This is a genomic window from Desulfobotulus sapovorans DSM 2055, assembly GCF_059569355.1.
In genome coordinates this window covers 204,148-229,435 of sequence record NZ_JCANVJ010000002.1, presented here as the reverse complement: position 1 = coordinate 229,435, position 25,288 = coordinate 204,148, and the positions used below count along the sequence as shown (strand labels likewise).

The 25,288-nt window shown below is 51.9% G+C and carries 22 protein-coding genes; 8 read left to right on the top strand and 14 right to left on the bottom strand.

The annotated features are described in order from the left end of the window. Positions 1 to 3: 3 nt before the first annotated feature. The 3 genes from BR04_RS03700 to BR04_RS03690 all read left to right on the top strand — a co-directional run bounded on the left by BR04_RS03700 (position 4) and on the right by BR04_RS03690 (position 4,323). Complete coding sequence (locus tag BR04_RS03700) at positions 4 to 2,199, top strand: hybrid sensor histidine kinase/response regulator (RefSeq protein ID WP_496354643.1); 2,196 nt, start codon at positions 4 to 6, stop codon at positions 2,197 to 2,199. 88 nt (positions 2,200 to 2,287) lie between these two features. Beyond that, entirely contained in the window at positions 2,288 to 2,680 is a 393-nt protein-coding gene (locus BR04_RS03695; RefSeq protein ID WP_496354642.1) for a response regulator transcription factor, read from the top strand. Next, positions 2,677 to 4,323, top strand: coding sequence for a diguanylate cyclase (locus BR04_RS03690; RefSeq protein WP_496354641.1), 1,647 nt, complete (start codon positions 2,677 to 2,679; stop codon positions 4,321 to 4,323). The genes BR04_RS03695 and BR04_RS03690 overlap by 4 nt, the downstream gene beginning before the upstream one ends. Before the next feature lie 18 nt (positions 4,324 to 4,341). Here BR04_RS03690 and BR04_RS03685 read toward each other — a convergent pair whose 3' ends face one another. The 6 genes from BR04_RS03685 to BR04_RS03660 form a co-directional block, all read right to left on the bottom strand. Further along, a complete protein-coding gene (locus BR04_RS03685; protein WP_496354640.1) occupies positions 4,342 to 5,730 on the bottom strand; it encodes a sigma-54-dependent transcriptional regulator in 1,389 nt (462 codons plus the stop codon). A 20-nt stretch (positions 5,731 to 5,750) separates the two neighbouring features. Continuing rightward, on the bottom strand, positions 5,751 to 7,688 hold the full coding sequence (locus tag BR04_RS03680; protein WP_496354639.1) for a c-type heme family protein: 1,938 nt from the start codon (positions 7,686 to 7,688) through the stop codon (positions 5,751 to 5,753). Next, positions 7,670 to 8,518 carry a dihydrodipicolinate reductase gene (gene dapB, locus BR04_RS03675; protein ID WP_496354638.1) on the bottom strand — a complete coding sequence of 283 codons (849 nt, stop codon included), beginning with the start codon at positions 8,516 to 8,518 and terminating at the stop codon, positions 7,670 to 7,672. Before dapB ends, BR04_RS03680 begins: the two co-directional genes overlap by 19 nt. Positions 8,519 to 8,646: 128 nt before the next feature. Beyond that, positions 8,647 to 10,305 (bottom strand): chemotaxis protein CheA, encoded by a 1,659-nt coding sequence (locus tag BR04_RS03670; protein ID WP_496354637.1) that lies wholly within the window; start codon positions 10,303 to 10,305, stop codon positions 8,647 to 8,649. 297 nt (positions 10,306 to 10,602) lie between these two features. Next, complete coding sequence (locus BR04_RS03665) at positions 10,603 to 10,860, bottom strand: hypothetical protein (RefSeq protein WP_496354636.1); 258 nt, start codon at positions 10,858 to 10,860, stop codon at positions 10,603 to 10,605. Between the two features lie 21 nt (positions 10,861 to 10,881). Beyond that, on the bottom strand, positions 10,882 to 11,145 hold the full coding sequence (locus BR04_RS03660) for a hypothetical protein (RefSeq protein WP_496354635.1): 264 nt from the start codon (positions 11,143 to 11,145) through the stop codon (positions 10,882 to 10,884). 238 nt (positions 11,146 to 11,383) lie between these two features. Between BR04_RS03660 and BR04_RS03655 the strand changes: the two genes are divergently transcribed. Further along, positions 11,384 to 11,848, top strand: a complete 465-nt coding sequence (locus BR04_RS03655) for a polyhydroxyalkanoate synthesis regulator DNA-binding domain-containing protein (protein WP_496354634.1) — start codon at positions 11,384 to 11,386, stop codon at positions 11,846 to 11,848. A gap of 63 nt (positions 11,849 to 11,911) precedes the next feature. Here BR04_RS03655 and BR04_RS03650 read toward each other — a convergent pair whose 3' ends face one another. Continuing rightward, the gene (locus tag BR04_RS03650) at positions 11,912 to 13,099 is read right to left on the bottom strand and encodes a multidrug effflux MFS transporter (RefSeq protein ID WP_496354633.1); all 1,188 of its coding nucleotides are present in this window, start codon (positions 13,097 to 13,099) and stop codon (positions 11,912 to 11,914) included. A gap of 383 nt (positions 13,100 to 13,482) precedes the next feature. Between BR04_RS03650 and BR04_RS03645 the strand changes: the two genes are divergently transcribed. Continuing rightward, positions 13,483 to 14,421 carry an ABC transporter substrate-binding protein gene (locus BR04_RS03645; protein ID WP_496354632.1) on the top strand — a complete coding sequence of 313 codons (939 nt, stop codon included), beginning with the start codon at positions 13,483 to 13,485 and terminating at the stop codon, positions 14,419 to 14,421. A 149-nt stretch (positions 14,422 to 14,570) separates the two neighbouring features. Here the strand turns inward: BR04_RS03645 and rbr are convergent, their stop codons facing one another. The 6 genes from rbr to BR04_RS03615 form a co-directional block, all read right to left on the bottom strand. Then, positions 14,571 to 15,146 carry a rubrerythrin gene (gene rbr, locus BR04_RS03640; protein ID WP_496354631.1) on the bottom strand — a complete coding sequence of 192 codons (576 nt, stop codon included), beginning with the start codon at positions 15,144 to 15,146 and terminating at the stop codon, positions 14,571 to 14,573. A 20-nt stretch (positions 15,147 to 15,166) separates the two neighbouring features. After that, on the bottom strand, positions 15,167 to 15,592 hold the full coding sequence (locus tag BR04_RS03635) for a Fur family transcriptional regulator (RefSeq protein WP_496354630.1): 426 nt from the start codon (positions 15,590 to 15,592) through the stop codon (positions 15,167 to 15,169). A gap of 90 nt (positions 15,593 to 15,682) precedes the next feature. Further along, positions 15,683 to 16,312 carry a PqiC family protein gene (locus tag BR04_RS03630; protein WP_496354629.1) on the bottom strand — a complete coding sequence of 210 codons (630 nt, stop codon included), beginning with the start codon at positions 16,310 to 16,312 and terminating at the stop codon, positions 15,683 to 15,685. Between the two features lie 8 nt (positions 16,313 to 16,320). Then, complete coding sequence (locus tag BR04_RS03625; RefSeq protein ID WP_496354628.1) at positions 16,321 to 17,889, bottom strand: PqiB family protein; 1,569 nt, start codon at positions 17,887 to 17,889, stop codon at positions 16,321 to 16,323. Further along, positions 17,870 to 19,135: a paraquat-inducible protein A gene (locus BR04_RS03620; RefSeq protein ID WP_496354627.1), complete on the bottom strand. Its 1,266-nt coding sequence runs from the start codon at positions 19,133 to 19,135 to the stop codon at positions 17,870 to 17,872. Before BR04_RS03620 ends, BR04_RS03625 begins: the two co-directional genes overlap by 20 nt. After that, complete coding sequence (locus BR04_RS03615) at positions 19,132 to 20,226, bottom strand: M20 family metallopeptidase (RefSeq protein ID WP_496354626.1); 1,095 nt, start codon at positions 20,224 to 20,226, stop codon at positions 19,132 to 19,134. The genes BR04_RS03620 and BR04_RS03615 overlap by 4 nt, the downstream gene beginning before the upstream one ends. Positions 20,227 to 20,508: 282 nt before the next feature. Here BR04_RS03615 and BR04_RS03610 point away from each other — a divergent pair, with 282 nt between their 5' ends. Beyond that, a complete protein-coding gene (locus BR04_RS03610) occupies positions 20,509 to 21,807 on the top strand; it encodes an NAD(P)/FAD-dependent oxidoreductase (protein ID WP_496354625.1) in 1,299 nt (432 codons plus the stop codon). Between the two features lie 23 nt (positions 21,808 to 21,830). Here the strand turns inward: BR04_RS03610 and BR04_RS03605 are convergent, their stop codons facing one another. Beyond that, complete coding sequence (locus tag BR04_RS03605) at positions 21,831 to 22,031, bottom strand: hypothetical protein (RefSeq protein WP_496354624.1); 201 nt, start codon at positions 22,029 to 22,031, stop codon at positions 21,831 to 21,833. A gap of 278 nt (positions 22,032 to 22,309) precedes the next feature. On the opposite strand from BR04_RS03605, the gene BR04_RS03600 reads away from it, so the two are divergent. Together BR04_RS03600 and BR04_RS03595 are read left to right on the top strand one after the other, a co-directional pair. Next, a complete protein-coding gene (locus BR04_RS03600; protein ID WP_496354623.1) occupies positions 22,310 to 23,011 on the top strand; it encodes a DUF2760 domain-containing protein in 702 nt (233 codons plus the stop codon). A gap of 2 nt (positions 23,012 to 23,013) precedes the next feature. Then, positions 23,014 to 25,251, top strand: a complete 2,238-nt coding sequence (locus tag BR04_RS03595; RefSeq protein WP_496354622.1) for a sensor histidine kinase — start codon at positions 23,014 to 23,016, stop codon at positions 25,249 to 25,251. Positions 25,252 to 25,288 lie beyond the last annotated feature (37 nt).

Genomic DNA, 25,288 nt, shown 5'->3' with positions numbered 1-25,288 from the left:
CGGATGGCCATCGACAGATCCAAATTTTTGATCCGGTTTTCGGAAGAGGCGAAGGAGCACTGCGCAGCCCTCACCGAGGGTCTTCTTCGCCTTGAAAGCGCCCCCGAAGATACCACCGCACTGCATGGCCTTTTCCGTTCTGCCCACACCATCAAAGGCTCTGCCAGAATGATGAAACTTTCTGGAATCAGCGAACTGGCCCATGAGATGGAAGATCTTCTGGATGGGGCAAGGGCTGGCAGTCTCCTTTTGAACCGCACCTCCTTTGGTCTGCTTTTAAAAGGGGTGGATGCCCTCACGTCCATGGTTGCAGGTGTGGAAACGGGGGGAGACTGTCCTGCGGCCCCGGAAGATCTCTGTGAAGCCTTGAAAAAGGAAAGGGCTGTCCTTTCCGGAGAAAGTCCTGAAAAAGCGGAAAGCCCAGGTTCTCTGGTCACAGCGGAGTCCCCGTCAGTCCCTCCTTTCCTTCCGGAAAAAACCGATGCTTCTCCCGCAGGTGCCGGGGGCACAAATTTTTTACGGGTGCATACGAGCAAGCTGGACGATCTGGTACGCCTCATGGGCGGAGTACTTGCAGAACAGGGGCGTCTCTGCCTTCATGCGGCCTCCCTTCAGGAAAAACTGAGAACCCTTTCCGGAGCTGCGGAGGGGGTTTCGGCTTTTTACGGAAAAAGGGGGGTCGAGACCGCGTCCGCCAGACGGGTTCTGTACGATCTGGATGCGGCCCTGGCAGCTTTGGGAAGTTCGGTTCAGGTTCTGACAGACAGTCTGAAGATGCAAAGCCCTCAGATGACCTCCTTGCAGGAGGCCACACTGAAGCTGCGCATGGTTCCCCTTTCCACCGTCTTTGAACCCCTGAGGCGAACCTTTCGGGATCTGGCCGAAGATGCCGGAAAAGATGCGGATTTTGTGGTTACCGGCGGGGACACGGAGCTTGACAGAAAAATCGGGGAAAGAATCGGGGATTCCCTTCTGCACATGATCCGCAATTCCCTGGATCATGGTCTGGAAGATCCGGAAGAAAGACGGGCTGCGGGAAAACCTCCACGGGGTCTGATTTCCCTTACCGCCTTTTATGACAGAGGCGGTGTGACCCTGGTGCTGCGGGATGATGGCAGAGGGCTGGATACGGAAAAACTCCGGGCCAAAGCCCTTGCAAGAAAGCTTTTTGATGAAAAGAGTCTGGCCTCCATGTCCAGGGCGGAAATTCATAACCTCATTTTTCTGCCGGGATTCAGCACCAGCCCCATTATTACGGATCTTTCCGGAAGGGGGGTGGGCATGGACGTGGTGCGTCAGAATATCGTCCATGAACTGCGGGGCTCCATTAGCCTTGAAACGGAAAAGGGAAAGGGGCTGTCCATTTTTTTGCATCTTCCCCTCAATCTGGCGGTTTTTCCCTTGTTCAGGGTTGTGGCGGGCGGGGTATCCTTTGCCATTCCGGCTACGGTGATAGTGGAAATCCACAGGATCAGAGGGGAAGATCTCATCGAGATTGTGGGCAAAAAAGCCGTTCGTCTGAGAGAACAGATCGTGCCCGTGGAAAGCCTTGCCAGGCTGCTGAGGCTGGATGAAAAACACACCCTGCAAGGCTGTGATGTGCTGATCCTGGTTCGGGACGGAGAAAGCCAGCTGGGCCTTCTTGTGGAGGAGGTGGTGGATCAGGAAGAGCTGGTGGTCAAACCCCTGCCGGGTTTTCTGAATCGCCTGAGGATCATTACGGGAGGCACTGTTCTGGGAGACGGGGTGGTTCCTGTACTGCACATCCCGGAAATCATCCGCCTTGCCGGGGAAGTTTCCCTGGAATCCCATCCGGTTGCGGAAATGACCCAAAGCCTGATCCTTGTGGTGGATGATTCCATCAATACACGGGAGCTGGAAAAGAGTATCCTCGAGGCCTACGGCTATCGGGTGGAGACTGCGGAAGACGGGCAGGAAGCCCTTGAAAAAGCGAGGAACACTCTCTATGATCTTGTGATTACGGATATTGAAATGCCAAGGCTTGACGGCTTTTCCCTGACGGAAAAACTGAGGGCAGATCCCCGCTACATGACCGTCCCCATCATTGTGGTCACCTCCCTTGAAAAAGACAGTGACAGAAAACGCGGCATCCGCGCAGGAGCGGATGCCTATATCGTGAAGCAGGCCTTTGACCAGTCCAACCTTCTGGACACCATCCGCAGCCTCATCGGCGGCTGAGGATGGTCTGGACAGGTCACTCTGAAAAATGATCCGGAAGCCTTGCAGACATCCTTTGAGGCTTTACAGAAATACGGGGAAAAAACGTATGGCAGCTGACGACGTACGGGTACTGGTGGTGGACGATGACATGTTTTCCGCAGAGCTTGCGGCCATGGCCCTTGAAGAAGAGGGCTTTGACGTGGTGCTGGCCGAAGGGGGCATGGATGCCCTGGAAAAGGTGGCGGAAGATCCGGGGATTGCTGTGATCATTTCGGACATGCACATGCCCCTCATTACCGGTGCCGAGTTGTTTGACGAGCTGCGGGAGCAGGCTTTCATGCAGCCCTTTGTACTGCTCACAGCCGATGCGGTGGCAGCACTTCAGATGCGGTATCCCGCCATGGATGCCATTGTGGCCAAGGATGAAGCCTTTCAGGAAACCCTTCCTAAGGTGGTGGCCCTCCTGGTCTCCGCCCGTATGCAGGAGAAAAAGCCATGAAACCTTCCCCGTCCCAGCGGTTTCATAAACTGAAGGAAACCTTCATCCAGCAGCTTCCGGATCAGCTTCAGGCCATCCGCACGGCTTTCGGTGCTGTGGCCGAAAAGGAAGGGGGGAAACTGGAAGTTCTGCACCGGGAGCTGCATCGCCTCAAGGGAACGGCGGCCTCCTTTGGTCTGAACCGTCTGGCCCGTGCGGCCGATGCCGGAGAAACCCTTGCCAAAATCCTTCTGCATGAAAGCCCTGATTTTTCACGGGACTGGGAGCAGAGGATGGCGGAAAGGCTGGACGCCATGGAAAGGGAAATCCGGGAGATTCCGGAAGTGGCTCCGGAATGTTATCTGCCCATGGACATGGAAATGGCGGAGATGGAATCTTCTCCGGAGAGCCGGAAAACCGTCTACCTCTGCGAGGATGACCCCATTCAGTGTTCCGGTATGGCCGCCCAGATTGCCTGTTTTGGTTTCCGGGTGATGGCCTTTGAGGATCTGGAGGCTTTCCGTCAGGCCGTTTTTGAACACCCTCCGGATGCCATCATCATGGACATGATGCACCATGACAGGGATACGGGAGGGGCGGAGGTCATCCGCCAGATCCGGGAAAGCCGGTATGCCCCTATTCCCGTAATCTTCATTTCCATTCAGGGCGACCTCAAGGCCCGGCTGGCTGCGGTGCGTACAGGGGGCAGCGCCTACCTGGTGAAACCCGTCAATCCCCTGACCCTGTGTTCCCTCTTGCAGGATCTGACCTCCGACAGGGAACCTGAGCCTTACAGGATCATGATTGTGGAGGACGACCCCCATCTTGCGGAGCTGTACAGCACCATTCTCCGGGAGGCGGGCATGGAAACCCGCGTGCTGACCGATCCCATGCAGGCCCTTTCCCTGCTTTCCGAATTCACTCCGGATCTGATCCTTATGGACATGTACATGCCGGGATGTAGCGGTATGGAGCTGGCCGGTGCCATCCGTCAGATGGATGCCTACCTCAGCGTTCCCATCATTTTTCTTTCCACGGAAAAGGACACGCGCCTGCACTGTGATGCCCGGAAAATGGGAGGGGATGAATTTCTCACCAAGCCCATCACACCGGAATATCTGGTATCTGCCGTGTCCGTACGTGCGGAAAGGATGAAGCTCATCCGGTCTTTCATGGTGAAGGACGGCATGACCGGGCTTTATAATCACAGCGCCATCCGGGAACATCTCCTTATTCAGATGGAACATACCCGCCGCAAGGGGGAAAATCTCTGCTTTGCCATGATCGACATCGATCATTTCAAGAAGGTGAATGACAGCTACGGGCATCCCGTTGGGGATCAGGTGCTGGTGGCCCTTGCAAGGCTTCTCAAGCAGAGGCTGAGAAAAAGTGACGTGATTGGCCGTTATGGGGGAGAAGAGTTCGCCGTCATCCTCCAGGACTGTTCCCTGGAGAAGGCCATCCGGCTTCTCGAAAAGCTCCGGGAGAGTTTTGCCGCCATCTGCTTTCATGTGGGAGAAACCGCTTTTTCTTCCACCTTCAGTTGTGGGGTGGCCAGTCTTTCCTGTCACGAAGAGCTGGAAAGCCTTGTCATGGCTGCGGATGAGGCCCTTTACACGGCCAAGAAGTGCGGCAGAAACCGTCTCAGTGCCGCCCCTCGCTGAAGGGTGGGGCAAGGCCCCTCATCTGCGGTAGTGTTCTCCATCCATGTGGTATCGCCGCATGATTTTTTGAAGGGACTGACGCTGAATACCTGAAATTCTTGCAGCCTGGGAAACATTGCCGGAGGTACTGCGGAGCAGGTGATCCAGATATCTGCGGGTGAAGCGGGAGAGAACCCGTTCCTTCAGTTCCTGATAGGGGAAGGAAAGATCGGGAAGAGGCTCCTGTTCCAGGGGATTTTCCGGTTCGTCTAAGGTTCTGCACGGGTTTTGGGCCGGAATTTCCCTGCCTTCCGTGAGCACATACAGGCCCTGAAGGGTATTTTCCAGTTCCCGGACATTGCCCGGCCAGGGGGCTTCCATGAATTCCCGGAGCAGGGCGGAGGAAACCTGCTTTTTATCCATGCGGAACTGACAGGCACACTTTTCCAGAAAATGTTCTAAAAGAAGGGGAATGTCTTCCCGGATGTCCCTCAGGGCGGGCATATGCAGGTTTGCCACATTGAGGCGATAGAAGAGGTCGGGCCGAAAGGTTCCGGTCTCTATTTTTTTTGCAAGATCCTGATGTGTGGCGGCAAGGATGCGGACATTGAGATGTTTTTTCCGGTCACTTCCTAAGGGTTGAATTTCCTTTTCCTGAAGAACCCGCAGCAGTTTCGTCTGTAAGCCCATGGGCAGGTCTCCGATCTCATCAAGAAAGAGGGTACCGCCTTCGGCGGCGGCAAAATACCCCGGTCTGTCCCTGTGGGCACCGGTGAAGGCTCCCTTGGCATAGCCAAAAAGCTCGCTTTCCAGCATGGATTCCGGAATGGCAGGACAGTTGACCGTGATCAGGGGGCCGCCCCTCCGGGGGCTTTTCTCGTGCAGGGCCCGGGCTGCCAGTTCTTTTCCCGTCCCCGTTTCTCCGGAGATCAGCACCGTGATGTCCGTACGCGCCAGCATCCGTATTTTTTCATAAACCCTGCGCATGGAAGGAGAATGCCCCACAAGACCGCCGGAAGGCAGGCAGACCATGCGGCTGAGACGGATATTTTCCCTCACCAGACGATTGTGCTCCAGGCCCTTTCTGAGGGTATGGAGAAGGGTATCCGGTTTAAAGGGTTTGGTGACAAAATCATAGGCCCCTTCCCGGATGGCGGCAACGGCACCCTCAATGCTGCCATAGCCTGTCATGAGAATGACCGGCACATGGGGATCCTTTCTGTGAATTTCCCGGAGCAGGGAGAGGCCATCCATGCCGGACATACGGATATCACTCACTACCAGATCAATGGGTTCCTGGCTCAGGATGTCGAGAGCCCTTTCCGCACTGCTGGCCCTGTGGATTTCACAGGCCATTTCATTTTGGATGGTGCGGCTGAGGCCCGTCAGAAGATCCCTTTCGTCGTCCACAAGGAGAAGGCTGTCCATGTTTTTTTTCTCCATGCTTTTTATGCCCGTTGTTTCAGAGGAAGGGTCAGACTGAAGGTACTTCCCTGTCCGGGGCTGCTTTCCACGGTGATGCTGCCTCCATGTTGGGAAACAATGCCATAGACAACGGCAAGCCCCAGTCCCGTTCCTTTCTGTTCTGCGCGGGTGGTGAAAAAGGGTTCAAAGATGCGCTTGAGATTGCGTTCCGAGATGCCGTGCCCCGTATCCTGTATTCGGAAAAGGGCCTTTTGCCCATCCCGGTTCAGGGCGGAAGAAAGGCTGATGTGTCCCTTGGGTGGGGTGGCCTGAATGGCATTGAGGAGAAGATTCATCCAGACCTGCTTCATCTGCTGGGGATCCACCATGACAGAGGGGAGGGTGGGATCAAGATCCAGAAAAAGCCGGATATCCCGGTTCTGAATCTCCCTGGCAAGCACCCGGAGCATTTCTTCAATGATGTCATGCATATGGATGTCTTGTCGCAGGTTGGAACCCTTTCTGGAGAAATCCAGAAGGGAGGTGACCACATTTTTGCAGATATCCGTATGTTTCTGGATGATGCGGATATCCTCCAGGGTTTCCGTATTTTCCGTGCAGGCTTTTTCAATGAGTCCTGCATAGAGCTGGATAACGCCCAGAGGATTGTTGATTTCATGGGCAAGCCCTGCGGCCAGCTGGCCGATGGAAGCCAGCTTGTCCGTCTGGGCCAGATGGAGATCCATGCGTTTTTTTTCCGTGATATCCCGCACCGTCGCCTCAAAATCCGGAATATCCGCAGAAGAATTCCCAGTGGTCAGGGCAGAAAGAAGGGCGTCCCGCCGTTCTCCCTTACGATTGACGAGATGGATTTCAAAATCCTGAACAGACCCTTTACGCCTCAGAATTTCCCAGAGACGGGTGGCTTCCTGACCATCCCAGAAGAGCTGGTACACGGATTCAATGCCCAAAGCTTCCTCCATACCTTCAAAGGCAAAGAGTTGCAGGCCTGTCCGGTTGATGTCCGTGAGTTTTCCAGTTTTGCTCAGTAAAATGGCCTCCGGTGAGCTTTCAAAAATACTTTTGTAACGGGTTTCACTTTTTTTCAGATCACTGTGGGCCTGACGCAGTTCCTGGGCAAGGGCGTGGAGATGGTTCTGAATCTGTTCCGCTTCATCGCCCTCTTCCGGAACCGGTAGATCTGAAAGCTGGGATTCCGAATGAATATCTTTGAAATGGTTCAGAATTTCTCTCAGGTTGCGCACAACGGTTCTGTGGAAGAGCAGGTAGAAAAACAGAAGAAGGGAGGCGAGGGAGAGGACGGTGATGAAAAAAATGGCCCAGGTTTTTTCCTGAATACGGATCAGGGTCGGGTTCATGGGAAGATACAGGGTCTCAGCAGCGACAACCTCACCAAGATCATAGAAAAAACTGGCCTTGTCCCCGTAGTTTGCAAGGATGGCCTTGGGAGCCTGTTCCGGAGTACCATGGCAGGCAAGGCAATCTTTTTCCACACGCACGGGGGTCATATGGACAAAATAGGCATGACCCGATGAACGGAGTACTCCCCGCCATTCCTGCATTCCCGGATTTTCGGAAAAAAGACGGATCTGCTCCGTCTCAAAGGTGTCGGCAAGGTTGACGGGGTTTCTCGGATCTAAGGCAGCCCGTTTGTAGCTGAATTCGGGAAAATGGTTGTGCAGCCGGTTCATGATTTCCCGCGACACAAAGGAAGTGCTCATGGCTTCCAGAATCAGGTCGTCATCGGGAAGTCTTTCCTGCATTCTGGGACGGAGCACCTCCTTTACATAGTCCCGGCTGGACTGGGCCATGGCCATGAAGAGGCTGGTCTTCTGGTATAAAAGGGTAAAATATTCATGGCGGAGATAAAAGTATTCCATGAGGGCGGCTGCAAGGCAGAAGACAAAAACGATGGCAGCCGCGCCGAAATGGAATTGTTTTTTTAAGCGGATGCTGGACATGCGGGATCTTTGAGAACATCCATCATGGAAAAAATTCTGCCTTTCTCGCTCTTTTTCATGTGAGAAACGAGAAAGCGAACGGCATCCAGGGTGCCCTGGGCATAGATGTCCCGGCCATTGATGTTGTGGACAAAACGGAACATGGCATTTTTATCCGGGGAGACCAGGGTATAGGTATGCCAGGCATGGCCCTTCAGATGGGCTTCCGGGATTCCCCATATTTTTTGCTGCTGTTCCGGATTTCTTTCCATTTCGATTTCTTCCACGGAAAAGGGGATGCCCAGGGCATTGAAGGATTCCACCATGGCTCTGGCCGTTCCCGAGGTATCCGCCTTGCCTGCCTGATGGCTTTCTTCGATACGCAGGCTGTAGCCTTCAAAAAGACCGGGAAAGTTTTGGGCGGCATAGGCCATCATGGCCTGGAACCCGACAATCTGTTTGGCCATATTGGGTGCAATTACCGCTGAGGTGGAAGACTGGCGTACTGTCTGGAAAAGGGCCTCCCTGTCCCCGCCCGTTGTTCCCATGACAAAGGGGATGGCGTGGCGGGCATAAAAATCGGCATTGGCATTCACTGCACTGGGATGGGTGTAGTCAATGGCCACAAGTCCGGGATGGGCCTCCAGTACAGGACGGATCAGACTGTCCCGGCTTTCGGGGCGCATGAGATCAAAGGAGACTCCATGGCAGGAAACCCTTGTCTCCTTTGTATCCGGCCCGGTCAGGGAGACGGGCAGCAGGGTAAAATGGTTATTTTTAAGGATGTGGGGAATGAGTGTTGCGGCAACATTGCCGGGAAGACCGTTAACCATGACGGGAATGGGAGACATGAGAACTCCTTGGAAAGGTTGGGCAGGATGTGCTGGTATGGGTTCGTAAACCGGCGCAAGGGAACACGCGGGCGTTTACCTGCGGGGCCTTTTTTTAGACTCTGGGACAAGGCCAGAACATTTCTGCCTTATCCCCTCAGAGGGAAGCTGTCCAGTGCTTTTTCGCTTTCGCTTTCCCGAAAGGCCATCCGGATCAGGGCCTGGGGATCGAGAATCAGCCCCACCTCCCCGTCGGGCATGATGGTGGCTCCGGAAATTCCCCGTATTCCACTGAAAACCTCGCCCAGAGGTTTGATCACAATCTGCTGTTTTCCCAGAATCTCTTCCACGAGAATCCCTGCACGACTGCCGTCTCCCTCAATGACAAGCATGAGCTTTCCTTTTCGGGAGAGGGGTTTTCCCTGCAAAAGGGCTTCAAGAGGGGCGACGGGCAGAAGATGACCGTGAAAAGGGGTCATGCACATCCCGGATGGCAGGGTACAGAGCTGTTCCGGAAAGACTTCAAGGCTTCCCAGCACAGAGAGGGTGGGCAGGACATAGCGTTTTTTATCACAACGGCAGACAATGCCATCAATGATGGCAACGGTCATGGGGATGCGCAGATGAAAGGCTGATCCTGTGTGGCTTTCGCTTTCCAGGCGGATATCTCCGGAAAGATTCTGGATTTTTTCCCTTACCACGTCGAGTCCCACGCCCCTGCCGGAAATTTCTGTGAGGGTGACAGCCGTGGAAAAGCCTGGCTGAAAGATAATCTCCTGAATCTCTTTTGTACTCAGGGGATTATCATGGGAAATGAGGCCCTGTTCCCTTGCCTTGCGGGCAATGGAAAGATGGTCAAATCCCTGACCGTCATCGCGTATGCTGATATGAATGTCTCCTCCCCGGTGTCGCGCTTCCATAAGAATGAGACCCTTTTCCGGTTTTCCCTTTTTTTTACGGACGTCGGGACTTTCAATGCCATGATCCATGGCGTTACGGATCAGGTGGAGCAGGGGATCCCTGAGGTGTTCCACCAGGGATCTGTCCAGCTCCGTTTCGGAACCCAGAGTTTGAAAGGCAACAGATTTATTCAGTGTGACACCCAGCTCCCGCACCATACGCTCCATTTTCATGAAAAGGGGCCGGATGGGTACCATACGAAGTGTGAGACCAAGATTCTGAAGCTCCCTTGTGAGTTTACGGAGCTGGGTCAGATGGGTATGAAGGGTACCGCTTTTTATGTGCATCAGTTCCGGAGACTGGTGTACCATGGTTTCCACAATCACAAGTTCCCCGATGGTATCCATGAGACGATCCAGACGCGTGGCTTCCACCAGCACATTTTCATGGACAAGCCGACTGTTTTCCTGTTGCTGATCGCCAAGTATCCGGTTTGCAACCGAAGGCGTTTCCTCAAGATTCCGAAGTCTCTGAAGAAGCTTTTCAGGATTTTCGGGGGGAGAGACGGGTTTGCCAGCATACCAGTCAAAGGATCTGCGCAACCAGGACTGGATGTCCAGAAAAAGATCAATGGCATTTTCGGTAAAAGCATCCTTGTCCAGCACGTCTTCAGCGCTATGGCAGAGGCTTTCCACCGCATCCAGCCGGAAAAATCCGGATTCCCCTTTGAGCGTATGAAAAGCACGTCGAAGTTCCGTAAGTGCCTGTTTTTCAGTGGACGCCCGAAGGATGTATTCTTCCATGGACGTTAACACCGACGTCTGCATGGAAAGAAAGTCAATGTACAGTTCAAGATCCAGATGGGAGGGAAGTTTTCCAGGGTGACGTGCCATCCCGTTTGCGCTCATGATCCCTCCGGAACAGGTGAGATGAGAAATTTTCCCATGGGGGAAAAAACAGGGTCAGGTTCGATAGCCATATTTTAATTCCCACACAGGGAATGGGGTCAGATTGTTCAGTGTTGTACGTACGGTAGCTTTTTCTGGGGAGCTTGTAAATGCAGGAAAAGGGGGAAAGGATCAGAAAAAATAAGCCCGCATCGTCTTTTCCCCGATCTTCCATGAACGGGGGGGTCTTGGAAGAAAAGGGACGATGCGGGCCGGGTACCAGAATTTTATCAGAGAACGTTTTTAAAGACCTTCCTGTCAGGACAGGGAGCTGATTCGGGATGCCATTTTATCCAGGAGAGTCTCGCTGCTTTCCTTGAAATTATCGCTGCTTTTTTGAAAGATCTGCATCCATTTCAGGGTATGGGTTCGGGCCTGATCCCCGAGCGGGAAAGCTTCGCTGTTCATCCATGCCAGTACCAGATGCCTGTTTTGGCGCTGCGTGAATTCCAGTGCAGACCACATCCAGTCCAGATGCTGTTTTTGTAAGGTGATCGCCAGCTCTCGGGCATCCATAGGGTCTCCCTTCTTATGATTTCAGGGGGTTTCCATGATGTAGCGTTCCAGTCTTGCAAAGCTTTCATCATGGAGTTTTCTTGCCTTTTCCTGCCCTTGCTTTACATTGGCGATCCATTGATTTACAAGGCTCTTGGTCTGCTCCGGGACATGGGGCAGGGGATCCAGAAGCAGGTGGGTAATTTTTTCTCCATGATCCTGCACGAGTGTAGTGCTTGCATATACGTTGTTCGTGAGGGCCTTCTGGAAGTCAAGGATTTGTTTTGCAATGACTTTTGGTTCCATGATATGCTCTCCTATTGGTGATTGTTTGTGTTTTTTTATGTTGCACTGCAACTTCATGGTCAAATTTTAAGTATTTTGTGCAGTGTGTCAAGGGGAAAATAAATTAAAGACAGAATTCTTTTTTAGTGAGGCTTTTCGGTATTTTTATTTTTTCTTCATAAGGGCTGAAAGTCCTTGGACATTCAGATTTTCTGAGAAGAGCCTTTTTTATTGCATCGCAATATGTATGAGGGGGGTTATGGGAGAAGGTATTTTAATCAAAAAATATGCCAACCGTCGTTTGTATGATACGGAAAAAAGTAAATACGTTACCTTGGCGGAGGTTCGACTTCTGATTCGGGAGGGCAGAAATGTCCATGTTGTAGATGTCAATACGGAAGAGGATGTCACAGCCTTTATCCTGACCCAGATTGTACTGGAAGAGGCGCGTCAGAAGAATGCCCTTTTACCTGTCCCACTGCTGCACCTCATCATCCGCTACGGCGACAATGTACTCAGTGAGTTTTTTGAAAAATACCTCCAGCAGATACTGGGAAACTATCTCCAGCAGAAGTCTGCTTTCGATGAGCAGTTCCGCCGTATGCTGGATCTCGGTATGGATCTTTCAGGGATGGCGCAGAAGACGATTACAGGAATCTCTCCTTTCCGGCCTTTCATGGATTTTTTTACACCCGATAAAAACGGGGAGAAAAAAGAAGAGTAGCGTTTTTTAATTCTCACACACTTCTGGGGTACTTCTCCTTTGCGCAATGCCTTCCTGCGGTGTTCATTTTTTTGTCGTTATGGCAGGCATGCGCAGGTGGGGTTTTAAAATGTGCCATGAAATCATGCAGAAGACTCCACTGCATGCGGCCATGAGACCAATGATCTGAATCTTATCTGTCCAGTTCAGGGAAATGAAGCTCATCGACAGGGCGCCCATCACAAAATAGATGAAAATAAGAATGGAAGAGGCACTGCCCGCATCCACATCAACCTGTTCCAGGGCAATGTTGTTGGATGGTGGACGGCTAAGTCCCAGACAGAAGGTGATGAGTGCCATCGGCAGTGCCATTTTCAAAGGCCCGGTCAAGGGAAGAAGAACCAGTCCGAGTCCCCCCAGAAAGATACCGCTAAAACCAAAGCTCATGAGCCGCATTCCCCCAAAATGTGGGGCCAGTCTGGAGCAGCAGACGGAACCCAGCATGAAACACAGGGCGTTGCCACCAAAAAGAATACCGAAGGTGGTTTCTGAAAGACCCATGCCTGTGATGTAAATATCCGAGGACCCCCCAATAAAGGCAAAAAGGGGAAGGCCAACGAGTGAAACCACCAGCACAATACTGATAAAACGTCTGTTTTTAAGAACTCCCAGATAACGTCGCAGAAAGGTAGCGGGAACCACGCCCTCCTTTTTCAGAGATTCCTGCATCATGACGACGCCCCCCAGTGAAATTCCCCCCAGCAATGCCTGAGAAATAAAAATCCAGGGCCATGAAAAACGGGTCATGATGAGACCACCGATGACAGGAGCGATCATGGGGGCCAGGGCTGTGATTACAGCCACATGGGCCATGGTCTGTTCCCTTTTTTGTCCGGGGATGCGGTCTTTGATGATGGCCATGGCAATAGCGGATGCCGAAGCCGCACCTGCCGCCTGAAGGATACGGTAGACAATGAGCTGGTGGATGGAGGAGGCTGCGGCACAGAGCAGGCTTGCACTGATATAGATACAGATCCCAAAAATCAGCGGGGGTTTACGGCCAAAACGATCGGACAGGGGGCCGTATACCAGCAGGAAAAAGCAATAGGTGACAAAAAACCCGACCAGGGTAAGATTCACCATGCTGAGGGGTTGACCCCACTGGGTTTGCAGAGTGGGCAGTGCGGGCAGATACATGTCCGTTGCTAAGGGAGGGAAAGCGGACAGAAGAGCGATAAGGGCAACAAGCCGACCAGTTGGATGAGAGTTCATAATTATTATCCGAACATACATTTAGAGGGTGAACAGACAAAAGGCTGTATACCGGGAAGGGCTTGCAGGACAAGGCCCTCGGATTGCAGCATACGAAAATGAACAGGGGAGGCTTGCCAGTATGGTTTAACGATACCGCCATGCTTTCTGGAGGGTGGGGTACCCGGATCCTCTCCCCGGAAAGAAGTGTTTTCTTGACTTTTACGGGGTGCTGTGGGATTTTGGGGCATACGGATTGGAAAGATTTCTGCATTTTTCATGGTTTCCGTACTTCCCCTCCCTCTTTTGATTGCCACAGGCATCTGCTGCTGCCCTGAGTGCCTTGTTCTGCGTATCCATCTTCCCGATGTTTTTGTAAACCCCATAGAACCGGAGAGATAAAAATGGCAGAAAAACCCATCATCAAAATTGGTCATATCAAGATTACCGATCATCTCATTCTCGGTGTTTCCAAAAGCAGAGTGCTGAACAATGAGGAAACCTTGAATCATTGCACCCTGGAAACCGTCGCCAAGATGGGATGGAATGAAATTGCCGATGCCCTGGCCGAAGGCAGTATTGATGGTGCCTTTGTGCTGGCACCTACGGCCATGGATTTGTTCAAATCCGGTGTGGATATAAAACTTCTTCTGTTTACCCACAAGTCTGGAAGTATCCTTGTAAAAAATAAGGCTGCAAATATTCAGAAAATTGAGGATTTCAGTGGTAAGATTGTTCTGATTCCTTATCAGCTGTCCATCCATAACATGCTTTTCCACAAAATTTTGTCAGAAAAGGGTTTAAGCCCCGGCAGAAGCGGTGAGGCAGGGGTGGATGTATTTCTGGAGGTGATGGCGCCTGCCATGATGAATGATGCCATCAAATATGATGATGAAGGGGAAATTGCCGGTTTTATTGTGGCTGAACCCATTGGATCCCAGGCCATTGCCGGTGGATACGGTGAAGAATTTTTCCTTTCAAAGGAACTGTGGCCGGATCATCCCTGCTGTGTGTTTGTGGCCAGGAAGGATGTGCTGGCGAAATATCCGGATGCCATACAGGAAATTACCAACTCACTGGTCAGGTCAGGTACTTTTATTCATGAGAATCCTGAGGCTGCTTCTGTAATAGGCAGTAGCTTTCTGAGTCAGGATCAGGAGGTGATTGCAAAGGTCTTGAAAGATCCAAGGCAACGGATTACCACCCACGAATTGCGGCCTGTGGTCAGCGACCTTGAAGCCATTCAGCAGTATATGATTTCAAAAATGCATATCATGCGGGACAAAATCGACATGGAAAAATTTGTGGATTTCCGCTTTGCTGATGCGGCGGGAGCCCGATAGAATTTCTGCTGTACAACAGGTGCAGATGAAAGGGCCTTGTTTTTCCGTATATGGAAGAACAAGGCCCTTTTTATGTGAACTCTCCAGTCCTGCCGGATCATTCCGGGACAAAGCCCTGGGATGCGGATACCTGTGGTATCCGCGAAAGGTCAATAGTTGGTGGGCTTCAGCTCAAAGTGGGCCTGGGGGTGGGCGCAGGCGGGGCACATTTCAGGAGCATTTTCACCGGTATGCACATAACCGCAGTTACGGCAGGCCCAGGTGGTTCCGGCTTCACGCTTAAACACCTTACCTGCTTCAATGTTGGCTGCAAGGGCTCTGTAACGGTTTTCATGGTGTTCTTCAGCGATGCAGATTTTTTCGAATACAATGGCAATGGCCTCGAACCCCTCTTCACGGGCCACCTTGGCATAGCCGGGATACATGGACGTAAATTCTTCGTGCTCTCCATGGGCAGCGGCTTTGAGATTTTCAAGGGTTGTTCCGATGACGCCAGCAGGAAAATTCCAGCGGACTTCCACTTCTCCACCTTCCAGGAATTTAAAGAATCGTTTTGCATGTTCCTTTTCCTGATTGGCCGTCTCTTCAAAGATGGCGGAAATCTGTACATAGCCTTCTTTTTTAGCCTGGGCAGCGAAGTAGGTATAACGGTTTCTTGCCTGGGATTCTCCGGCAAAAGCGGTGAGAAGGTTTTTTTCGGTCTGAGTACCTTTAATGGATGCCATGCATTGCTCCTTATGCGTTGTTAAGGTGTTAACGGGCCATCATTGCTGGCGCATCCGGGGCAGATTCCCCGGACTTCCACAATGATGTCATGAATTTCATATGGGGTTTGGATGTCTTCCTTCAGCACTTTTTCCAGTGCAGTGAACTCAGGAAGATCTTCCAGGCTGTCACATCGTATGCAGCGTATATGGGCATGGGAGTGGGGGGTGCCGTCATAGCGTCTGGGGCCTTTTCCCGTATCAATCCTTAAAATATAGCCCGCCTCACTGAGGCTTTCGAGATTTCTGTAAACCGTTCCAAGGCTGATACGGGGCAGTGCCTCCTGTACATTTTTATATACCATGTCGGCTGTGGGATGGCTTTTGCTAAAGAGAACCTCATTGAGGATAATCTGCCTCTGTCTGCTGAGACGTATGGCCCCGAATTTTTCATTCTCCTGCTGCATAAGCTTGCCTCCATATTTTTGATACTGATTACTATTAGCATCAAAAAAGGTCAAGCTTAAATTAAAGCTTCAGGGCAATCCCTGCTATTTTTACCGTATAAAGGGTGTGAGTTCCGCAAGCATCATTTCCGAAAGACCATCCAGGGCAAGGCTCTGGGAGGCAACCAGAGCTTCAGGGCTGAGGGATGGGGTGACAACCCGGATATCAAAGGGGATTTCATCCATATTTTGCCGAGGGCTTTTTATGAAGAAAATACCGCTCAGGCGGATTTCTCCATGGCTGTCAGCAGAAAAATCAAGAAGCTGAATACCGATACGCAGGAGCGGTGCAGAGTACGCGGATGCGAGTTCAGAAGGAATGATCCGGAAATCATGGGAGCGTGCATCCATGCGGGCGGCAAGGCTTTCCCGGATAAGCCTGTCGATTGGGGCGGCCCAGCGGTGATGTTCATGGACAATCAGTTCGGAGGCTCCCGCGCGTGTTACCATCTGGGGTCTGTCCAGATGGCGTGGAAGGCTGGGCGATTCCAGAAGAACCACAGGAATCCTGCCGGTTTTTTGGCCTATGGGAGGATCCATAATACCCAGATGATAGATCCGGGGATGGGGCTTGGCCGTACAGCTCACAAAAAGGACAAGGATGAAGATGCAAAGAGCTGCGGGCATGAGGGGGAGGACAAGGAAACGGGAAGTCCACCCGTATTTTTTCATAATCCACATAAGGTCTCCTATTTTCCATAGAGAAGGGTGTCCGGTCTTGCTTCCAGGCTTTCCGCCAGGATACGGATGGCACGGGCAGATTCGGCCAGTTCCTGGGTAGCCCGGCTGAGTTCCATATAAAGGGGACTTCCCTGTTGCAGGTTTGCCAGTCCGGAGTTGAGCTGATCCAGCGTTGTCTGGATACCGGCAAGCACTTCCCGACTGTCCTGGAACACGGGGCGGAGATCTGTGGGGATGGTTTCCATCTGCCGCATGAGTTTTCTGGCACTTGCCATGGTATCGAGGGTATTTTCCGCAATGTCTTCCAGGGGAAGTTCCCGGATACGGTTGAGAATACGCAGGGCATTTTCCGTAAGCCGGGTAATGGGGTGGGGAAGGGCGGGGATAACGGGAAGGCCTTCCGGACTCAAAGCCAGTTCCGGCGTGGGATCATCCGAGTCCATTTCCATGGAGACAAAAAGCTGTCCTGTGAGGAGGCTTCCCAGATCCAGCCTGGCTTTCATTCCCTGATGAAGCATTTTCATGAACAGGGCATCGGGATCCGGATGTTTGGGGCCTGCAAGACGACGGGTAAGGATGGCAATTTTAACGGGAATACGCAAGGCTTCCATTTCGTTATCATAATAGAGATTTGTATCCAGCACCTCGCCAATCTGCACCCCGCGGAACTCCACCGGTGCGCCTGGGCTTAAGCCCCGGATGGAGCCGTCAAAATAGATGACAAAGGGCAAGCCCATCTGCATGGAGCGGGACTGAATTTCCCGGAAAGTGGGAAAAAGGGGGAAGTGGGTACCGTTTTTAACGCCCGGGCTTTCTGCATCCGGATTGTCAAAGGCAATACCGCCGGAAAGGAGGCTTTCCAGGGATTCCGTACGCAGCCGGATGCCTTCGGCACTTAAGGAAAAATCAACACCCGTTTCCCGCCAGAAACGGGATGCGCTGGTGATATGGCTGTCATAGGGTGAGCGGATAAAGATATCCAGAAAAATACGCTGCTGATCCGAAGAAACGGTGAGGGCTTCTACGGTTCCCACCTGGATTTTCCGGTAATAGATGGGCGTTCCCACGTCCAGACCTCCGGAATCCGTTTCAAGAACAAGACGCAGTCCCGGTGTTTCCGAAGGGGTCAGGGGCGGATTTTCCAGGCCCATAAAGGCGGTTGCAGGTTTTCCTGTCCCGGGTTCCATGGCGATATAGGCTCCGGAGAGCAGGGTATTCAGTCCGGAAATGCCCTGCTTGTCAATGCGGGGCCGCACCACCCAGAAGCGGCTGTCTTCGGTGATATGGGACTGCATGGTACGCTGAACCCGAATCAGGGCACGGATATGGGAAAGATTCGGAGCCAGGGTGATATTTTCAAGTGTTCCGATGGAAAGATCCTTGAAACGAAGCTGGGTTTTTCCTGGGACAAGTCCCTCAGCAGTCTCAAAGCGTACGGTTATCAGAATGCCCCGTTCCACATAGTGCTGCCACAAAAGCCATCCTCCTGCCAGCAGGGCGGTGAGGGGAATGAGCCAGATCCAGAAACGGGCCTTGGCTGTGGTGATTTCCGGGAGTTCAGAGGCAGACAGGTTCATGGGGGGTATTTTCCTGAGAACGGGAATCCCAGAGCAGTCTGGGGTCAAAGGTTTCTGCGGCAAAAAGTGTCACGACCACCATGGCGGCAAAGGCGGTTGCTGCAATACCCGGTGAAATGGTGGCAACACTCCCCATCTGTACCATGGCAGCAAGGGTGGCGACCACAAAGACGTCCACCATGGACCATTTTCCAATGAGTTCGGTAAGCCTGTAAACTCCGGTCTGTTCCCTGGGGCAGGCAATGCTGCGAAAACGGACACAGATCATCAGATAAAAAAGGGCAAGAAGCTTGGCCATGGGGATAAAAACACTGGCTAAAAAAACGACGGATGCGATGAGAAAGGCCTTGTCCTGCCAGAGCAGAATCACCCCACCGAGGATAGTGCTGGGAATGCTGTTGCCCATATTTTCCACAATCATGATGGGGTACAGATTGGCTGGAATATAAAGCATCAGGGCGGTGAGGGTCAGGGCCAGGGTACGGTTCAGGCTCTGGGGTTTACGGGAGTGCAGAAGGCTTCGGCAGCGTGTACAGGAAACAAGTCCCTTTTTGTGGATACGCCCACAGGTGTGACAGGAAACAAACCCTGCATACAGGGCCTCCTTTCCCGGCAGGGGCCTTGGAGGCAGGTTGATCCGGGTGAAGTTTTCCCAGATATCCCGTACAGGCATGGCGGAAAAGGCAACGCGCAGAAAAAAAACCTGGAGGCCGAAGGCCCAGAAACCGTAACAGAGCCGGATATCCGCCATATGTACTGCCTTGATCAGTACCACAAAAATACTGACAAGGTAGACATCGGTCATATCCCAGAAACGGGTCTGAGAGAAGCCTTTCAGGAGAAAACGGTAGCCGGGAGGTTTCAGGCCCAGTCTGAGAAAAAGCAGCAGATAGCTCAATAAAAGGATGGAAAAAACAGGGGCAAGTATAAGCAAAAGGCCGACAAAAAGGGCCAGCAGCACCATGTTGTGCTGGAAAAGAATGAACACCGCAGAGGGCAGGGAAATGCTCAGACTCTGCCCGCTCAGGCTGATCGCCATGAAGGGAAGAGAGATGGCAATAATCCAGGCGATAAAGGCGGAAATACAGAGAGCCAGGGGAAGATCCGGCCCATAAAAACACGAACCCCTGAGGCGTGTCCCACAACGACGGCAAAGTGCCACCTCTCCCCGTTGCAACGGCATCTGAAGGTACATGCGGTCACAGCAGGGACAGGCGATCCAGTCCGGAAAAAAAGGGTCTTTCATGGAAGAAACCCCTTTCGTTCATGGCAGAGGTCGAGGAAAACCTGCATGTGATGGAGCAGGGCAGCAAGGGAATCCAGACGAAGCCGCTCCTCATCGGAGTGCTGGCTCATTTCCCCGTCCGCCCCCCAGACAATACCGGGGATACCGTTTTTTGAAAGATAATGGGCATCACTGGCTCCATGTTCCTGTCCCAGGCGGATATCGGGAAGGGCCTGGGTGAGCAGATCCAGGTAGGGGGAGGCACCCGCGGTAAAAACCGGATCAAGACTTTCCTGCACCAGAGCGCCATGGCGGAGTACCCTTTTCATTTCTTCAAAAATTTCTGCGGGATTTTCCTTTTCCGTAAAACGGATATCGAGAAGGGCAAAGGCCTGATCCGGTACCTGGTTCACGGATCTTCCGCCTTCCATGCGGCCAATGTTCAGGGTTTTTTCCCAGTGATCCGAATTCTTTCCGTCAAAGAGAGGCCGGATACGCATCAGATCCTCCATCAGTCCTTCCAGGGCATTTTTTCCCAGCCAGGGTCGTGCACCGTGGGCACTTTTTCCCTTTACTTCCAGTCTTAAGCGCAGAATCCCCTTTTGTCGGACAACGATTTCTTCGGGTCTGCCCCCATCCAGCACAATGGCAAAATCACAGGAAAGCCGGGGTAAAATGGCCGCAGTTCCCCGTTCTCCACCGCTTTCTTCATCCGAGGTGATGAGCAGGCCAAAGGGGAGATTCTGGGGATCCAGCCCCGCCTTTCTCAGGCTCTCCCGCTTTTTGAAAAGGAGAAAAAGGGAAAGGGCAATGGCGTATTTATCATCCACAGCCCCCCGTCCCCAGAGATAACCACCTTCAATGCGGGGAACAAACAGTCTGTCAGATCCTGCGACCACGTCCATGTGGCTGATGAGAAGGATGGGGCATTTTTCAGGAACAGGTGTTACCAGAATGGAAGGGGAATCCTCAATGTGCAGCACTTCATGAGGGACATCGTTTTTTTTCAGGAGGTTCCGTATGAAATTCGTGCAGCGTTTGATTTCATCAGGCCTTTCCGCAAGGGTGGGAAAAGAAATCAGTTGCTGGATGAGAGAAAGGAGGTGTTGCATGCCGTGTTCCGCCTTGCAGAGATGGGTCGGAAAAAGTATTCTGCCAGGAATCATATCCGCAGTGTCCGGATATCAGATGTCCCCGTAAAGAAACATTCTGCAGGATCCCCTGGGGTCGCATATGGATTCACAGACCCAAGAATACACAAATTTTATGGTTTTGCAAAAACGGAGTGCTGCATGTTCTGATAAAAAAGGATACGATTTTTCCGGTGCTTCATGCGACAGATATCTTGGGTGAAAAGTCCTGTTTTTCAGGACGGAAAGGATAAAAATAACTTTATGAAACAAGTGCTCATTGTTGGCGGAGGCTTTGTGGGCCTGAATGCTGCCAAGGTTCTGGGCAGGTCTGGCAAGGTGGAAGTAACTCTCATTGATAAGAGAAATTACCACCTCTTTCAGCCCCTTCTGTACCAGGTAGCCATGGCTGGTTTAAGTCCTGCGGAAATTGCAGCACCGCTGAGGGGTCTTCTGTCCGGTTATCCGCATGTCCAGGTCTTGCAGGCCGAGGCTTTTTCCGTGGACATTGGGGCCAGAAAACTGGAGACCAGTATTGGATCCCTCGCCTATGATTATCTGATTCTCGGATGCGGGGCACAGCACAGCTATTTTGGAAAGGAAGAGTGGGAACCTCTGGCACCGGGTCTGAAGACTGTGGAGCAGGCAACAGAAATCAGGCGGAGGATTCTGTACGCTTTTGAACGTGCGGAATGCACCCGAAACCTTGAAGAAAAAATGAAACAGCTCACCTTTGTGGTGGTTGGGGGCGGAACCACAGGTGTGGAACTTGCCGGTGCCATTGGTGAAATGAGCCGTTATACCTTTTCAAAGGATTTTAAAAATATCGACCCAAAACTGACACGGGTAATTCTTGTGGAAGCCGGAGAGCGCATTCTTCCGGCCTATCACCCACAGCTCTCGGCCAGGGCCACACGGGATCTGGAAAGCCTCGGGGTGCAGGTCTGGACCTCCAAAAAGGTTTCCGGCATTGACAGGGATGGGGTGGATATTGGCAGGGAGCGTGTACAGGCGGCGACGGTGATCTGGGCAGCAGGCATTGTGGCTGCGGAGATCAACAAGAGCCTCGGTACACCTCTGGACTGGCTGGGCAGGGTTCCTGTGAAGGGAGACCTCAGCCTGGACGGACACGCCGAAATTTTTGTGGGAGGAGATCAGGCGGCCTTCATGCCCGAAGGAGCCGATGAAGCCCTGCCGGGAGTGGCTCCTGTGGCCATGCATCAGGGACGTCACATCGCTGCCAGTATCCTCCAGGATATTGCAGGAAAACCCCGTAAGGAGTTCACGTATTTTGACAAGGGACAAATGGCGACCATCGGCCGCAGCCGGGCCGTTGTGGAGGCGGGAAAGATCCGGTTTTCAGGATTTTTGGCCTGGCTGACCTGGCTGTTTATTCATATCTACTTTCTGGCAGGCTTTAAAAACAGGCTTTTTGTGGTGCTGCAATGGGCCAGTGCCTATTTTACCTTCAACCGGGGGGCAAGGCTGATAGTCAATAAAGAGTGGCGTTTTTACGGTCGGAAAGCAGAAAGTCCGGAACCTTCTTCAGATGACAAGACCTGAAAGTCCGTATCCCCTGTCCGGTATCAGTTTTCTTCGCTGCGGCTCAGGCTGATCCCTGCGGCGAGCATGGACTGGATTGTATGCAGATCCGGACAGGCCTTCATGCATGCGGGAAGTCTGTCTTTTTCTGTGCAATGGAGACAGGGGCTTTGCTTCAGATGTCCGATTTCAAAATCAAAGGTATCCCTTTTGATATAGGATCTGTTCTGATCCATGATTTTCATGATATGTGTACTTCCTTGTTTCACGCTGTTTTTTCGGGTATGAAAACAGGCTGTTTTTGTCCGGGAGATGGGATTGGGATTTCAAAATTCAGGCAGCAGCTATATCACGGCTTGGTGCTTTTGGCAAAAGGCTGCTGTTTGAAAGTCTCCAGCTTGAAAAAGACCTGTAAAGCGGACAAAAAATATGTATTCTCCGAAAGGGGAATACCCAATGGATCCTCTGAGCCTGTCATGACCTGTTTGTTCTAAAAAATATCCGATATTTTCAAGGAGAAATTGTGAACCCATCCGCTGTGCTTTCAAGACGTATCTTCTGGCTTGCCCTTGTTTTTTTCATTCCCCTTTTTACGCTTTCCGGCTGGTTTGTTTCGCTGATGTCACCGGATTTCGGGCTTCTGGACAAAAATCTGGAACCCTTTGTTCCTCTTTTTCCCCATATGGGAGCCATGACAGGTCTTCTGGCAGCCCTTCTTTTTCGGGCTGTGACGTCCTTATTCCTGAAAAAGCTGCTTCCAGAAAAGCCATTCAAGGTTCAGGAGAAGGTGATAAAGCCCGCTGTTTCCAGAGGAGAGGAAGATTCTGAGGCGAGAAAGGCACGGGATCAGCGAACTTTTTTGTATCTGCTGTCTGCATTTCAGACGGAAGCCCGGCTTCTGGATTTTTTTGCAGAGGATCTGGATCTGTATGAAGACGATCAGATTGGGGCTGCGGTGCGGCCTGTACATGAAAATGGCCGAAAAGTGCTGGCACGGTATCTTGATATGGCTCCCGTCATGGAAGAGGAGGAGGGGACACGGGTCACGATTCCCAAGGGATTTGAGCCTTCCCGCACAAAACTTGTGGGAAGGGTTGCCGGAGAACCGCCCTTTCAGGGGGTTTTGCGGCACAGGGGCTGGCGGGCCAAGGGAATCCGTATGCCCGTATTCAGTGACGCAAAGGGTGCAGATATCCTGACGCCCTCGGAAGTGGAAATTCTTTAGCCATGGTTTTTCTGCCTGATTCCATGGCAGCACTCTGGCATTTTTTGAAGAAGCCTTCATGCAGAAGGATTCTGACGGATTTTTTTTATGCTTTTTCCGGAATCATCCTGTGCAGTCTTTTTTTTTATTTCTGGAAGTTTCCGGATGTTCTCCACAGCTGGGGATTAAGGCCGGAGCATACGGGGACGAAGGCTTTTTTTGCCCTGTCTGCCTTCTTTTTTTTCCTCTATGGGCTGCGCAGGGCATGGGATCAGGTTTGTCTCGCCCGGAAGTATCAGAATACCCTTGAAGACCTGGTGTCCTATCGGGAAAAATACTATAAAATATTTGAAAATATAAGGGATATTTATTGTGAGGTTCGGTTTGACGGAACCGTTGTGGAGGTCAGCCCCGCAGTATTTGCTTTTACCGGATACAGCCGTGAAGAGTTTATCGGTCAGAAAATTCATCAGTTTTATGCGGATCCAACCCAAAAAGATGTGATTGTGCACTGTCTTCTGACCTATGGAGAGATGCGGGATTTCGAAGTGGATTTTCGTACCCGTTGCGGCAGTATCTATACGGGATCCTTGAATTGTGTTCTGGAACGGGATGCTGAGAACAGGCCTGTCCGGATTTATGGTACCCTCAGGGACGTGACGGAGTGGCGGAAAGCCACCCGGCTTCTTGAAGAAAGTGAACAGAAATACCGTGGGATTTTTTATAATATTCAGGATATTTATTATGAAAGTGACATGGACGGCAAGGTGCTGGAAGTCAGTCCGGCCATCGAAAAGCTGTACCATTATCCCAGAGAAGATTTCATTGGCAGAAATTTTTTTGACTATTGTGTTAATGCGGACAAGGCAAGGAACCTGTTGTTTCCCGCAATAAAAGAGGAAGGAAGGGTTCAGGATTTTGAGTTACAGTTCAGGGACAGGGAGGGCAGGATACGGGATTTTTCCCTCAATGCGGAACTGATCCGGGATGAAACCTCAACCCCCCTGCGGATTATTGGTTCCATGCGGGATATCAGTGATCGCAAGCGCATTGAAAGTGCTCTGAGACGATCCCGTGATGAACTGGAGCAGCGTGTTCTGGATCGTACGGAAGAGCTTTCCCGCACCAATGAAAAACTGCTTCGGGAAATTGAAGACCGTCGCCGCGTGGAAAGAAATCTGGTGCAGAGGGAAGAAACCTTCCGAGCGCTTACGGAAAATTCCACGGATATTATTATGCGGTTTTCCAGAGACCTTTCTCTGGTCTTTGTGAATACCTCCGTTGCCCGGATTTCCGGTCTCAATCCTTTAACAATAAAGAATACCGGTATCTGGGATGCGGGTTTTGAAGAAAATTTCTGTAACATTATGATACAGCAGCTCCCCCTTGTTTTTGAAGAGGGGCTGGCCCGTGATTTTACCTGTGCCTGTTCTGACGATGAAGACGGAAAAGTCTATGACTGGCGGCTTGTCCCCGAATGGTCGGGGGAAGGTCAGGTAATCAGTGTGCTGTGCACGGGAAGGGATATCACCCGTCTGAAAGCAGCGGAGCAGCGCATACAGATCCTTACCCAGGATCTGATCCGTGCCCAGGAAACCGAGAGACAGAAAATCTCCAGGGATCTGCATGACCACATAGCCCAGGATCTGGCCACCCTGAAAATCATGGCACAGAATCTTTTCGGTGCCTGGGAGGATGTTCCCCAGAGCCTGCGCCAGAAGGCTGAGGTGCTGAACCGCACCCTTGGAAACAGCATTCAGGCCGTTCGGGATCTGGCCTATGATCTGCGTCCTCCCACCCTGGATGCCCTGGGACTTGTCCGAACCCTTTTTGTCTACTGTGAAGATGTTCGCAACAAGCATGGTCTTCAGGTGGATTTTTCTTCGGCAGGACTGGATGCCCTGGATCTGGATTTTGATACGGAAATCAATCTGTACAGACTGTTACAGGAAGCCTTGAGCAATGTACGCAAACATGCTGCCGCCAAACGGGTGACGGTGCGGCTTGTGGCCTCCCATCCCCATATTATTTTGCGCATTGAGGATGACGGACAGGGTTTTCAGCCAGAGCTGCGTATGGTAGAAGCCCTTCGGGAAAAACGTATGGGGCTGCGCAGCATGGAAGAGCGTGTGGCACTTTTATCAGGAAAAATGAAAATGCAGTCTTTCCCTGGAGCGGGAACCCGTATTCACATACAGGTACCCATGCGTATGCGGAAAACAGGGGAAATGTCCTTTATTGTTCCCCCATCTTGCCCGTGATAAGGATGCAGCCCTCCTGATAGGCCTTTCAGTCAGG